General features: G+C 51.3%; 13 protein-coding genes. 7 read left to right on the plus strand and 6 right to left on the minus strand.

All coding sequences use genetic code 11. The features are described 5' to 3' along the window. The first annotated feature begins 76 nt into the window (after positions 1 to 76). The 3 genes from yrbN (at position 77) to mtr (ending at position 3,548) form a co-directional block, all read left to right on the plus strand. Positions 77 to 154 carry a protein YrbN gene (gene yrbN, locus DY231_RS02665; RefSeq protein ID WP_110510645.1) on the plus strand — a complete coding sequence of 26 codons (78 nt, stop codon included), beginning with the start codon at positions 77 to 79 and terminating at the stop codon, positions 152 to 154. Next, positions 147 to 2,144, plus strand: a complete 1,998-nt coding sequence (locus tag DY231_RS02670) for a DEAD/DEAH family ATP-dependent RNA helicase (protein ID WP_147295620.1) — start codon at positions 147 to 149, stop codon at positions 2,142 to 2,144. Before yrbN ends, DY231_RS02670 begins: the two co-directional genes overlap by 8 nt. A gap of 159 nt (positions 2,145 to 2,303) precedes the next feature. Then, positions 2,304 to 3,548 carry a tryptophan permease gene (gene mtr / locus DY231_RS02675; RefSeq protein ID WP_115627171.1) on the plus strand — a complete coding sequence of 415 codons (1,245 nt, stop codon included), beginning with the start codon at positions 2,304 to 2,306 and terminating at the stop codon, positions 3,546 to 3,548. 32 nt (positions 3,549 to 3,580) lie between these two features. Here the strand turns inward: mtr and DY231_RS02680 are convergent, their stop codons facing one another. From DY231_RS02680 to ubiU, 3 genes are all read right to left on the minus strand, one after another. Next, positions 3,581 to 4,591 carry a luciferase-like monooxygenase gene (locus tag DY231_RS02680; RefSeq protein WP_115627172.1) on the minus strand — a complete coding sequence of 337 codons (1,011 nt, stop codon included), beginning with the start codon at positions 4,589 to 4,591 and terminating at the stop codon, positions 3,581 to 3,583. 103 nt (positions 4,592 to 4,694) lie between these two features. Beyond that, positions 4,695 to 5,579 (minus strand): U32 family peptidase, encoded by an 885-nt coding sequence (locus DY231_RS02685; protein WP_115627173.1) that lies wholly within the window; start codon positions 5,577 to 5,579, stop codon positions 4,695 to 4,697. Positions 5,580 to 5,587: 8 nt separating this feature from the next. Then, positions 5,588 to 6,583 (minus strand): ubiquinone anaerobic biosynthesis protein UbiU, encoded by a 996-nt coding sequence (gene ubiU / locus DY231_RS02690; RefSeq protein ID WP_115627174.1) that lies wholly within the window; start codon positions 6,581 to 6,583, stop codon positions 5,588 to 5,590. Between the two features lie 248 nt (positions 6,584 to 6,831). Here ubiU and ubiT point away from each other — a divergent pair, with 248 nt between their 5' ends. Beyond that, complete coding sequence (gene ubiT / locus DY231_RS02695) at positions 6,832 to 7,356, plus strand: ubiquinone anaerobic biosynthesis accessory factor UbiT (protein WP_115627175.1); 525 nt, start codon at positions 6,832 to 6,834, stop codon at positions 7,354 to 7,356. Then, positions 7,350 to 7,856, plus strand: a complete 507-nt coding sequence (locus DY231_RS02700) for a GNAT family N-acetyltransferase (protein ID WP_115627176.1) — start codon at positions 7,350 to 7,352, stop codon at positions 7,854 to 7,856. Before ubiT ends, DY231_RS02700 begins: the two co-directional genes overlap by 7 nt. Here DY231_RS02700 and DY231_RS02705 read toward each other — a convergent pair. Further along, positions 7,840 to 8,148 (minus strand): GIY-YIG nuclease family protein, encoded by a 309-nt coding sequence (locus DY231_RS02705; protein ID WP_034498797.1) that lies wholly within the window; start codon positions 8,146 to 8,148, stop codon positions 7,840 to 7,842. The genes DY231_RS02700 and DY231_RS02705 overlap by 17 nt on opposite strands. 53 nt (positions 8,149 to 8,201) lie before the next feature. Between DY231_RS02705 and DY231_RS02710 the strand changes: the two genes are divergently transcribed. Together DY231_RS02710 and DY231_RS02715 are read left to right on the plus strand one after the other, a co-directional pair. After that, a complete protein-coding gene (locus tag DY231_RS02710; RefSeq protein WP_115627177.1) occupies positions 8,202 to 8,645 on the plus strand; it encodes a YhbP family protein in 444 nt (147 codons plus the stop codon). Between the two features lie 15 nt (positions 8,646 to 8,660). Further along, on the plus strand, positions 8,661 to 9,302 hold the full coding sequence (locus DY231_RS02715; RefSeq protein WP_115627178.1) for an NAD(P)H-binding protein: 642 nt from the start codon (positions 8,661 to 8,663) through the stop codon (positions 9,300 to 9,302). A gap of 6 nt (positions 9,303 to 9,308) precedes the next feature. Here the strand turns inward: DY231_RS02715 and nrdG are convergent, their stop codons facing one another. Beyond that, entirely contained in the window at positions 9,309 to 9,773 is a 465-nt protein-coding gene (nrdG, locus tag DY231_RS02720) for an anaerobic ribonucleoside-triphosphate reductase-activating protein (protein WP_115627179.1), read from the minus strand. After that, positions 9,773 to 11,908: an anaerobic ribonucleoside-triphosphate reductase gene (gene nrdD, locus DY231_RS02725; RefSeq protein WP_115627180.1), complete on the minus strand. Its 2,136-nt coding sequence runs from the start codon at positions 11,906 to 11,908 to the stop codon at positions 9,773 to 9,775. The genes nrdG and nrdD overlap by 1 nt, the downstream gene beginning before the upstream one ends. Positions 11,909 to 12,209 lie beyond the last annotated feature (301 nt).

Below are 12,209 nucleotides of genomic sequence, written 5' to 3' on the forward strand. Positions count from 1 at the left end.
TTAAAGTCATCACCTTAACGGGTGAGGGCGTTTTTGTTCGTTAATCAACCAAATTTGAGCCGGTTCACACTTTTCAATGAAAATTGCAGGTCAATTTCACGATGAGTTATGTAGACTGGCCGCCATCTACGAGGCACGTGTACTACATGACTGATATCATCGAGACTACTACTATCGAAACTACTTTTACCGACCTGGGTCTTAACGACTCCATCCTTAAAGCCCTGAACGATCTGGGTTACGAAAAACCATCTCCAATCCAGGCAGAGTGCATCCCACAACTGCTGGCTGGCCGCGATGTACTGGGTATGGCCCAGACAGGTAGCGGCAAAACTGCAGCGTTCTCTTTACCGCTGCTGCACAACCTTGATCCAGAGCTGAAAGCACCACAAATCCTGGTGCTGGCACCGACCCGCGAACTGGCGGTTCAGGTTGCTGAAGCCATGACGGATTTCTCTAAACATATGCACGGCGTAAACGTTGTAGCCCTTTACGGTGGCCAGCGTTATGACGTGCAGCTGCGCGCCCTGCGTCAGGGACCACAAATTGTTGTTGGTACCCCAGGTCGTCTGCTTGACCACTTAAAACGCGGTACGCTGAATCTGTCCAGCCTGAAAGGTCTGGTACTGGACGAAGCTGATGAAATGTTGCGTATGGGCTTCATCGAAGACGTTGAAACCATCATGGCTCAGATCCCAGAAGGTCATCAGACCGCTCTGTTCTCTGCAACTATGCCAGAAGCGATTCGTCGTATTACCCGTCGTTTCATGAAAGATCCGCAGGAAGTACGCATTCAATCTAGCGTTACTACTCGCCCGGACATCAGCCAGAGCTACTGGACTGTGCACGGTATGCGTAAGAACGAAGCATTGGTTCGTTTCCTTGAGTCTGAAGATTTTGATGCGGCGATCATTTTCGTACGTACCAAAAACGCAACTCTGGAAGTGGCAGAAGCGCTGGAACAAAGCGGCTATAACAGTGCTGCACTGAACGGCGATATGAACCAGGCGCTGCGTGAGCAAACTCTGGAGCGTCTGAAAGACGGTCGTCTGGACATCCTGATTGCAACCGACGTTGCAGCTCGTGGTCTGGACGTTGAGCGTATCAGCCTGGTTGTTAACTACGACATCCCGATGGACTCTGAGTCTTACGTTCACCGTATCGGCCGTACTGGTCGTGCAGGTCGTGCTGGCCGTGCTCTGCTGTTCGTTGAGAACCGTGAGCGCCGTCTGCTGCGTAACATCGAACGCACCATGAAGCTGACTATTCCTGAAGTTGAACTGCCAAACCGTGATCTGCTGAGTGAGCGTCGTCTGGCTAAGTTTGCAGCTAAAGTTCAGCAGCAACTGGAAAGCAGCGATCTGGATCTGTACCGTGGTCTGCTGGCGAAAATCCAACCTTCTGCTGAATCAGAAGAAGCGCTGGATATGGAAACACTGGCTGCAGCACTGCTGAAAATGGCACAGGGCGAACGTCCTCTGATCCTGCCACCAGATGCACCAATGCGTCCACGTCGTGAATTCCGTGAGCGTGATGAGCGTTTCGAGCGTTCAGACCGTGCTCCACGTGGTGACCGTGGCGATCGTGCTCCGCGTGGTGACCGTCCAGAGCGTTCAGCTTCAGATCGTCCACAGCGTGATGGCGATGCACCACGTCGTGAACGTCGTGACGTTGGCGATATGGAACTGTACCGTATCGAAGTTGGCCGTGATGATGGTGTTGAAGTTCGTCACATCGTTGGCGCTATCGCTAACGAAGGCGATATCAGCAGCCGTTACATTGGTAACATCAAGCTGTTTGGTACTCACTCTACTATCGAACTGCCAAAAGGTATGCCGGGCGAAATCCTGCAGCACTTTACCCGTACTCGTATTCTGAACAAACCAATGAATATGCAGTTGATGGGTGATGCACAACCTCGTACTGATCGTGGCGGCGAACGTCGTGGCGGCGGTGCTGGTGCAGGTGCTGGCCGTAGCTTCGGTGGTGGTGAGCGTCGTGAAGGCGGCCGCGGTCCACGTCGTGACGGTCCAGGCGCTGGCGCACCACGTAGCTTCAGCGGCGAACGTCGTGAAGGCGGTCGTGGCCCACGTCGTGAAGATGGCGGTGCAGCACCAGCTCGTCGTCGTCCTACCGAAGCTTAATTGACAGAACTTTGTGCCTGCTGTTAATCAGCAGGCAGTGATAAAAATCCTGGTTATTGCAACCGGGATTTTTTTTATCCAAATTGTACTCATGTACTGGTACAATGTCGCGCAGCAAACCTGTCGCTTCGACAGTCGTTCATTGTTTCAGGAATTCGTATGGCAACCTTATCTACCACTCACGCATCGCCGTCTATTTTCGGCGGAGTCATGATTATTGGCGGCACAATTATTGGTGCCGGGATGTTTTCTCTGCCAGTGGTTATGTCTGGTGCGTGGTTTTTCTGGTCATTAGCCGCGCTGCTGGTGACGTGGTTTTGTATGCTGCACTCTGGTTTGATGATTCTCGAAGCCAATCTTAATTATCGAGTCGGCTCGAGTTTCGATACCGTGACTAAAGACTTATTGGGCAAAGGCTGGAATCTGATTAACGGCCTGTCCATTGCGTTTGTGCTGTATATCCTGACCTATGCCTATATTTCGGCGAGCGGTTCAGTTATCCATCACACGCTTGGCAAAATGTCTGTTGATTTCCCCGCAAGATTTGCCGGGTTGATCTTTGCCCTCGTGGTGGCGTTTATTGTCTGGATGAGCACGCGCGCTGTTAGCCGCATGACCACTATCGTGCTCGGTGCAAAAATACTCACTTTCTTTATGACGTTTGGCGGTTTGATGTGGCACGTCGAACCGGCAACATTGCTGGATAGCAAAGCGATTAATCCGAGCTATTTGCCGTATCTCTTTATGACACTGCCATTTTGTCTCGCCTCATTTGGCTATCACGGTAACGTACCCAGCCTGATGAAGTATTATGGCAAAGATCCGCAAACCATTAAGCGCTGCCTGATTTGGGGAACGCTGATGGCGCTGGGGCTGTATGTCATTTGGTTGATTGGCAGTATGGGTAATATTCCGCGCAGTGACTTCATCGCCATTGCGGACAAAGGCGGCAACATCGATGTGCTGGTAGGGGCGTTGAGCGGTGTGTTGAATAGCCGCGCGCTGGACTTGCTGCTGATCGTGTTCTCTAACTTTGCCGTTGCGAGTTCCTTCCTGGGCGTGACGTTAGGATTATTCGATTACCTTGCTGATTTATTTAAGTTCGACGACTCACCGGTGGGGCGCCTGAAAACCGCGTTGGTGACTTTTATTCCGCCAATGTTAGGCGGTGTTATCTGGCCTGATGGTTTTATCTACGCAATTGGTTTTGCCGGGCTGGCGGCGACTATCTGGGCGGCAATTGTTCCCGCGCTGTTGGCAAAAGCCTCACGTAAAAAGTTTGGCAGCCCAATTTATCGGGTGTGGGGCGGCAATAAAATGATTGTGCTGATTCTGATCTTTGGCGTGACCAACGCAGCAATTCATATCCTTTCAAGCTTCGATCTATTACCGGTTTATCATTAAATTTGTCGCCCCTCCGTTGAGGGGCGACATCATTAACTCGTCAAACTTTCATGCACATCCATCGCCAAATCAAATGAATGTAGTCGGGCTTCGGTATCAAAAATTTGCCCGTTCACCATGATTTCATCGGCCTGGGTTTCCCGCAGCAGTGAAATCAGCCCGTGGCGCACCTTCGCTGTATCGCCGACCAGCGACATGCTCAACGCTTGCTGAACGCCATACTTCTCTGCGGGACTCCAGAAGTTATCCATATTTTCAATCGGTGGCGGTAGTTGGCCAGTCTCACCGCGACGGAGTTTAACGAAAGCCTGCTGCATAGAGGTAAACAGGAATTCGGCATCACGGTTGCTGTCGGCGGCGACGATATTTATACACACCATCGCGTACGGTTTTTCCAGACGTGCAGACGGTTTGAATTGAGCGCGGTAAAGTTGCAGCGCCTGGAACAACATATCTGGAGCAAAGTGTGAAGCAAAGGCAAACGGCAACCCAAGTTGCGCGGCCAGCTGCGCGCTATACAAGCTGGAACCTAACAGCCAGACGGGGATTTTCGCGTTGTAACCAGGAACCGGGCGCACTACCGGGTTAGGATCGGTTGCGTCAAACCACGAAACCAGCTCACTGACATCGCGCGGGAAATTGTCGATATCGCCGCTCATATGACGGCGCAACGCCATCATTGTGCGCTGGTCACTTCCCGGTGCGCGGCCCAGGCCCAAATCGATACGGCCCGGATAGAGCGTTTCCAGCGTGCCAAACTGCTCGGCAATCACTAACGGCGAATGGTTTGGCAACATCACGCCGCCTGAGCCCAGGCGCAAAGTCTCGGTATTCGCCGCAAGATAGCCAATCAGCACGGATGTCGCCGCACTGGCGATACCGGTCATATTGTGGTGTTCAGCCAGCCAATAGCGATGGTAGCCGCGCTTTTCGGCAAGGCGAGCTAAATCCAGAGAACGATGGAACGCATCACGAGGCTGGGAGCCTTGTGGAATCGGGGCTAAATCCAGTAGAGAGAAAGGAACTTGGGTGATGTCAGACATAACGGCTCACTTTGTTAGACGAAGTGGGTAACTTCGTTTGCTGATAATTAGCCTTAGTATTGCGCAGAACCATCAACAATTAAGTAACAAAGTGAGCCTTTTCTCAGCTCTGAGTCACCAGTTCTAATCCAGCGACGCGTCGCCAGTAACCATTGCAATCACTTTGCTGCGCTAGCGTCAAAGGAGCATTACCATTCTCATTTTTGCGGAAGGCTTCCAGAACGCGCAATGTTTCCATCCCCATCGGCGATAAACGTACCATATCGACCAGGCCTTTCATCGATGCCAGTTCGTTACCGAGGTTGTAAACATAACCGCTCATGGTCTGAATGCCGTTAAGTACGAACACTTGCTGATTTTCCTGCGACAGCATATTGCGCCCGACAGGATATTTAATGCAGCAGGTTTCGCATTCATCTTTTGGCTTATCTTCAGAACGAGCGGTAAAGCAGCGCGCAGAATAGGCCAGCGGTAAATGACCGTAGCTCAGGACTTCCACTTCAAACTTGTTGCGAATACCTAGCTCATCACACTGAGTCAGCATGTTTGCCAGCCAGTCGCGTGACAACTCCACAGGCATGCACCAACGAATCATGCCTTGTTTGAGTAACAGACGCAGAGTCACCGCGTTATAACAGTTAAGCGCATGACCCGCGACAAACGGCAGCTTGCGCTCTGCCGCCATGTTCACCGCACCCAAATCGTTAGCTTCAATCAGGAAATCGCCATTCTCAACGTAACGTTTTAGCTCGTTGAGTTCAGACGGAGCCTGAACCAGGGCGAGGGTCGAAAGCACCACTTGTTTGCCCTGGCCTGCGAGGTTTTTCGCCATATCTAACCAGTCGCCAGTTTTGGTCGCACGACGCTTACTACACACTGACTCGCCAAGATAAATAGTCTCAGCGCTGCTGTTTGCGGCAGCCTGATAAAATTTTTCCAGTGTCTCTTTTGGCCAGTAGTAAAGCACCGGCCCTAATGAATATTTCATGGGTTTTCCTACTGCCATTTACGGTGATAGGCACCGAGTGTGGTTTGCGTGCCTTCGGCCATCTCGCCCAGCGCTTCCATCCACGCGGGTTGAGCGTGATAGTTTTCCGGATCGGCCATGCAGCGGTCGATAGCCTGACGCCAGACTTTGGCGACCTGGGTGACATACGCCGGGCTGCGCTGGCGACCTTCAATTTTCACCGAAGCAATATTTGCCGCGAGTAATTCAGGCAGCAGTTCAAGCGTGTTCAGACTGGTTGGCTCTTCAAGCGCGTGATATTTCTGGTCATCAACCAGATAGCGACCTTTACACAGCGTCGGATAACCTGCATTTTCACCATCCTGATAACGGTCAATCAGCACGTCGTTGAGACGCGACTCAAGCCCTTGCGGCGTTTGCTGCCAGCGGACAAACCGTGCCGGAGAACACGCGCCCACCGTATTTGGCGATTCGCCAGTCAGATAAGAAGAAAGGTAGCAACGGCCTTCAGCCATAATGCACAGGCTGCCAAAAGCAAAGACTTCCAGCGGCACCGGAGTTACCCTGGCTAACTGTTTTACCTGATGAATAGATAACACGCGCGGCAGAACCACTCGCGCGACATCGAAATGGCGATGATAAAAACGAATCGCTTCTTCATTGGTGGCGGAGGCCTGTACCGAAACATGGCGCTCAACGTGCGGATATCGTTCTGCTGCGTACTCAAGCATCGCCAGATCGGCGAGAATTAAAGCATCGGCTCCGAGTTGCGCTGCCATATCCACTGCTCGTTGCCAGCGCACATAGCCGTCAGGGTGCGCAAACGTATTGATAGCGATATGCAGTTTACGGCGATGTTGATGCACGTAACTCACCGCTTCTTGCAGTTTCTTCTCCGTGAAATTCAGTCCAGCAAAATGGCGGGCGTTGGTGTCATCTTTAAGACCAATGTAAACCGCATCGGCACCATTATCGATGGCCGCTTTCAACGCCGGTAAGTTTCCGGCTGGGCAAAGCAACTCCATAATTTATCCTGAATCATCGGGTAACCTTTGAGGTAACCCATGCAGCCCAGGGCAAGGGCCACAAAATTGTTAACGAACTGGGATTTTAGTTAACCCGTCCGCGACAAATTTTGATTTAAGGCAGTTAATGGCGTATTGATGACATCAATATAGAGGTATCGATAACCCGCGTAATTGTTGATTTGCACCGCTACGGAGAATGGCTGGTGTGGCAAAATAGCGTTCAAATTTCTCAAGGAGTAAAGCTCGTGTTGGATAAATTGCGTTCACGCCTGGTCCATTTAGGTCCGTCATTGTTAAGAACACCGGTTAAACTGACGCCCTTTACTCTGAAGCGCCAGGTACTTGAACAGGTTCTGGGCTGGCAGTTTCGTCAGGCAATGGAAGAGGGTGAGCTCGAATTTCTTGAGAATCGTTGGTTAAGCATTGAAGTCCGCGATCTCGGCCTGAAGTGGTTTACTTCGGTACAAGATAATAAACTGGTGGTTCGTGAAGACGCTCCTGCTGATGTCAGCTTTAGCGCAACGGCGAATGATTTATTGATGATCGCTGCACGCAAACAAGATCCCGATACCCTGTTTTTCCAGCGTCGCCTGGTTATTGAAGGGGACACCGAATTGGGTCTGTACGTCAAAAATTTAATGGATGCCATTGAGCTGGATGCGATGCCGAAACCTTTACGCATACTGCTGCTGCAACTGGCTGATTTTGTCGAAGCAGGTATGAAACACAAACCTGTTCCAGAAAGTAACTCGGTAGGTGAGCCATGCTAATTCGTGTAGAAATACCTATTGATGCTCCAGGCATCGACGCTTTACTTCGCCGTTCCTTTAAGGGCAATGGTGAGGCAGATTTAGTGAAGGATTTACGAGAAGACGGCCTGTTAACACTTGGCGTTGTGGCAACCGATGACGAAGGTCAGGTTGTCGGTTACGCCGCCTTTAGCCCAGTTGCGGTCGAAGGTGAAGAGCTTCAGTGGGTTGGCCTGGCACCGCTGGCAGTTGATGAAGCTTATCGTGGTCAGGGGCTGGCAAAACAGCTGGTCTATGAAGGGCTGGATTCACTCAATGAGTTTGGCTACGCGGCGGTTGTCACGTTAGGCGAACCGGCATTGTACGGGCGTTTTGGTTTTGTTCCTGCTGCACAATTCGATTTGCGTTGTGTGTGGCCTGATACCGAAGCCTATTTCCTGATTCATCCGCTGGCCGATGACGCGCTAAATGGCGTAAGTGGATTAGTGGAATATCACGAGCATTTTAACCGAGAGTTTTGATCTCTGATGACGTTTGAAGGCTTGCCAGCAGGTCTTCAAACGACAATGCTCCTTTTACCAGCATCTCTTTCTGCGCTTTAGTTAGCTGCTTGATGCGATATTCCAGGCGCAAGGCGCTTGAACGATCGCCAACCAGATGGCTGAATGCCAGCGTCAATTCACCTCTCCCGCGCAATGCTTTAGCGCCTTTTCCAGCCTGATGCTGCGAGAAGCGGCGTTCCACATCGGTGGTTATACCGGTATATAAACGGTTATCAAGAGTGCGAACTAAATAGAGATACCAGGGAGACATAGGTCAGGCGCATAATTAACGTTTTACGCAGAATATCACTCTTCAGGTTGCCCATGGAAACTCTCAATGCCATCAGTCGCTGGCTGAACAAACAGCATGTACTGACTTACTGCGCTGGCGGTCATAGTGATTTATGGTGCGCCAATGCGTTCTATTTATACGATGCGCAGCGCGTGGCTTTTTATCTGTTAAGCGAATCCCACACCCGCCATGGCGAGTTGATTGGTAAACAGGCCAGGGTGGCCGGAACCGTTAACGGGCAGCCGAAAACCGTCGCACTGATTCGTGGCGTGCAGTTCCGCGGGGAAATTACGCTGATTGAAGAAACTGAAGCGGCAAATATTCGTAACCTTTACTGCAAACGCTTCCCGGTGGCGAGAGTGATGTCTGCTCCGGTCTGGGAAATTCGGCTCGATGAGCTGAAAATGACAGATAACACGCTCGGTTTTGGGAAAAAACTGCACTGGCTGCGAGATGACACTAAGCTTGGTGAATAAGCAACAGGAGAACTTATGAGCCGGGTTTTGTTAACAGGGGCCACGGGTCTCATTGGCGGGCATCTATTACGCATGTTGATCGAGGCACCGCAAGTCAGCCACATCACTGCGGCGACACGGCGGCCTTTGCCTGCAATGAGTAAAGTCACCAATCCCCACGATCCTCAATTGAGTGATGCACTCACACAATTAACCGAGCCGCTTGATACCGTGTTTTGTTGCCTCGGCACCACGATGAAAGAAGCGGGCAGCAAAGAAGCTTTTGTGCTGGCAGATTACACGCTGGTGGTGGATACCGCCATAACCGGCCAACGCCTTGGCGCGAAGCATATGCTGGTGGTGAGTGCGATTGGCGCTAACAGTCAATCACCGTTTTTCTACAATCGTGTGAAAGGCGAAATGGAAGAGGCGCTGATCGCGCAAGACTGGCCGCGTTTAACCATTGCTCGCCCGTCCATGTTGATTGGGCACCGTGAATCGCAACGTTTTAATGAATCGCTGTTTGCGCCGCTGTTTAAAATCATGCCTGGGAAATGGAAGTCAATTGAAGCCAGAGATGTGGCAAAGGCGATGTTGCGAGAAGCGCTGAATCCGTCTCGCGAAGGTGTGAACATTCTGGACTCGCGGCAGTTGCGGGAAATAGCAAAAGCCCCTTAAGGGGCTTTATCGCAAATGATGCACAACCTGGTTGCTACTACCACGCCAGATAAGCGCCGGATCTTTGAGGTCCTGAACAAATTTACCGTCGATCAGCACATTGATTAAATCAACAACTTCACGTTGAGCTTCGGTCAATTCCTCAAGCTTATAACCCGTCCACAGCCAGATATCTTTGCCGGGACATTCCGTTTTTACTCGTTGCACCAGTTTCAGCACATCCGCGATGTTTTGCGGGTGAAGCGGATCGCCGCCCGAAAGCGACAACCCCTGGCGGCGAATACGCGTGTCATTCAGATCGTTGATTATCCGATCTTCCATTTCCTGCGTGAACGCCGTGCCTGAATTTAACCGCCAGGTGCTTTTGTTGTAACACCCGGGACATTCATGCACGCAGCCAGAAACAAACAGCGTGCAGCGTGTCCCTGGCCCGTTCACGATATCTACCGGGTAGTATTGATGACAACGCATCAACCAATCTGCCCGTTGCCCAAATGCTTCACGCGGCGCTTAACTTCTTCCTGCTTACCGGCGTTAAATGGACGTGCATCCGGGCTGCCCAGATAACCGCAGACGCGGCGCGTTACGGATACGCGAGCCGCATCGTGGTTGCCACATTTAGGGCAGGTGAAGCCTTTGCTGGTGCACTCAAACTCACCGGTAAAACCGCACTCGTAGCATTCGTCAATTGGCGTGTTGGTGCCGTAATACGGAACGTGTTTGTAGCTATAATCCCAGACGTCTTCCAGCGCTTGCAGATTGTGCTGAATATTTGGATATTCGCCGTAACAGATGAAACCGCCGTTGGCCACTGGTGGGTATGGCGCTTCAAAGTCGATTTTGTCGTATGGGTTAACTTTCTTCTCAACATCTAAGTGGAAGCTGTTGGTGTAGTAACCTTTATCTGTCACGCCCGGAACCACGCCAAATTCTGCAGTATCAAGACGGCAGAAACGGTCGCACAGGTTTTCACTTGGCGTGCTGTAAAGGCTGAAGCCGTAGCCGGTTTCATCTTTCCAGGTGTCGGTCGCCAGGCGCAGGCGCTCAACAATAGCGACGGCTTTCGCGCGTAACTCTTCGCTGTCGTATACGTGTTGATTGCCAAACAGCGCATTCACCGTTTCGTGGATACCGATGTAACCCAGGGAAATCGACGCGCGGCCATTTTTGAAAATCTCAGAAACGTCGTCGTCTGCTTTCAGACGCACGCCACAAGCCCCTTCCATATACAGGATAGGTGCCACGCGAGCTTTAACGCCTTCCAGACGTGCAATGCGCGTCATCAGTGCCTTGTATGCCAGTTCCAGGCGCTCATCGAGCAGTTTCCAGAAGGCAGATTCATCACCCTTTGCTTCCAGCGCAATACGCGGCAGGTTCAGGCTGATAACGCCGATATTGTTACGGCCATCGTGGATCTGCTCGCCATTTTCTTCATACACGCCGAGGAAACTACGGCAACCCATTGGCGTTTTGAACGAACCGGTCACTTTCACAACCTGGTCGTAGTTCAGAATGTCCGGGTACATGCGCTTGCTGGCGCACTCCAGCGCGAGCTGTTTAATGTCGTAGTTTACGTCGCCCGCTTTGTGGTTCAGGCCGTCTTTAATCGCAAAGACCAGTTTCGGGAACACCGCTGTTTTACGGTTTTTGCCCAGACCCGCAATGCGATTACGCAGAATAGAAGTCTGAATCAGGCGAGATTCCCAGCTGGTCCCCAGACCAAAACCGAAGGTCACGAACGGTGTCTGACCGTTAGCAGTGTGCAGCGTGTTGACTTCATATTCCAGCGACTGGAAAGCGTCGTAACACTCTTTTTCGGTACGAGAAAGCGCATAGCCTTCGGCATCTGGGATTTGCCACTTTTCAGCAGTCTGGCGATGTTTTTCAAAGCTTTCAGTGACGAACGGTGCCAGCACTTCATCAATACGGTTAATCGTGGTGCCGCCGTAAATATGGCTGGCAACCTGGGCGATGATTTGCGCCGTGACGGCGGTTGCCGTAGAGATGGATTTCGGTGGCTCAATCTCCGCGTTACCCATCTTAAAGCCGTGCGTCAGCATGCCTTTGAGGTCAATCAGCATGCAGTTAAACATCGGGAAGAACGGTGAGTAATCGAGGTCGTGGTAGTGAATATCGCCACGCTCGTGCGCTAGCACCACATCACGCGGCAACAAGTGCTGCGAGGCATAGTGTTTCGCCACAATACCGGCTAAAAGATCGCGCTGAGTCGGGATAACTTTGCTGTCTTTATTGGCGTTTTCATTGAGCAAAGCGGAGTTAGTTTGTTCCACCAGACCGCGGATTTCCTGATTCAGGCGACCACGTTTTTCGCGTTCGATATCACGGTCATGGCGATATTCGATGTAAGCGCGTGCTAGCTGCTTGTAGTCACCCGCCATCAACTGGTTTTCAACGGCGGTCTGGATTTCGCCAATATCAACCTGGCTGCGGCCTTCCATCTGCACACGCACAATGTCTGCGACGGTGGCGCAATAGTCTGCGTCATCGACTCCCGCTGCTTTAGCTGCACGAAGAATAGCTTCTTTAATGCGCTCTGAAGTGAAAGGCACTTTGCACCCGTCTCTTTTCATCACATGCGGTGTCATGATCTCTCCATTTAAAAAAGGTTATCCACAAAGGGATGTCATTGTCTGCAAGCTGGTATTTGCTCGCATTGCCATAGGCTTTCTGTTTTTGCCCCTGGCTTTATCCACAGATAATCCCCAGAAGTGGCTGTGGCTCTTGTTGCTATAATAGTCGATTAATACAAGATGTAGGGGCGGGGTGCATTTTAAGGTCTATATGTAGTGATTTGCATCAAACAAGTTTGCGATTTTATTGATGCAGGACAAGGTAAATCGGGCGTAGCAGGAAGGATGGGCAACAAGGAGAAATCTTAAAATTTTT

This window comes from Buttiauxella agrestis (genome assembly GCF_900446255.1).
Classification (GTDB): domain Bacteria; phylum Pseudomonadota; class Gammaproteobacteria; order Enterobacterales; family Enterobacteriaceae; genus Buttiauxella; species Buttiauxella agrestis.

Excerpts from the sequence above, each read along its gene's own strand:
- yrbN (WP_110510645.1), top strand. The coding sequence starts at position 77 with ATGAAAATTGCAGGTCAATTTCACGATGAGTTATGTAGACTGGCCGCC.
- DY231_RS02670 (WP_147295620.1), top strand. The coding sequence starts at position 147 with ATGACTGATATCATCGAGACTACTACTATCGAAACTACTTTTACCGAC.
- mtr (WP_115627171.1), top strand. The coding sequence starts at position 2,304 with ATGGCAACCTTATCTACCACTCACGCATCGCCGTCTATTTTCGGCGGA.
- DY231_RS02680 (WP_115627172.1), bottom strand. The coding sequence starts at position 4,591 with ATGTCTGACATCACCCAAGTTCCTTTCTCTCTACTGGATTTAGCCCCG.
- DY231_RS02685 (WP_115627173.1), bottom strand. The coding sequence starts at position 5,579 with ATGAAATATTCATTAGGGCCGGTGCTTTACTACTGGCCAAAAGAGACA.
- ubiU (WP_115627174.1), bottom strand. The coding sequence starts at position 6,583 with ATGGAGTTGCTTTGCCCAGCCGGAAACTTACCGGCGTTGAAAGCGGCC.
- DY231_RS02700 (WP_115627176.1), top strand. The coding sequence starts at position 7,350 with ATGCTAATTCGTGTAGAAATACCTATTGATGCTCCAGGCATCGACGCT.
- DY231_RS02705 (WP_034498797.1), bottom strand. The coding sequence starts at position 8,148 with ATGTCTCCCTGGTATCTCTATTTAGTTCGCACTCTTGATAACCGTTTA.
- DY231_RS02710 (WP_115627177.1), top strand. The coding sequence starts at position 8,202 with ATGGAAACTCTCAATGCCATCAGTCGCTGGCTGAACAAACAGCATGTA.
- DY231_RS02715 (WP_115627178.1), top strand. The coding sequence starts at position 8,661 with ATGAGCCGGGTTTTGTTAACAGGGGCCACGGGTCTCATTGGCGGGCAT.
- nrdG (WP_115627179.1), bottom strand. The coding sequence starts at position 9,773 with ATGCGTTGTCATCAATACTACCCGGTAGATATCGTGAACGGGCCAGGG.
- nrdD (WP_115627180.1), bottom strand. The coding sequence starts at position 11,908 with ATGACACCGCATGTGATGAAAAGAGACGGGTGCAAAGTGCCTTTCACT.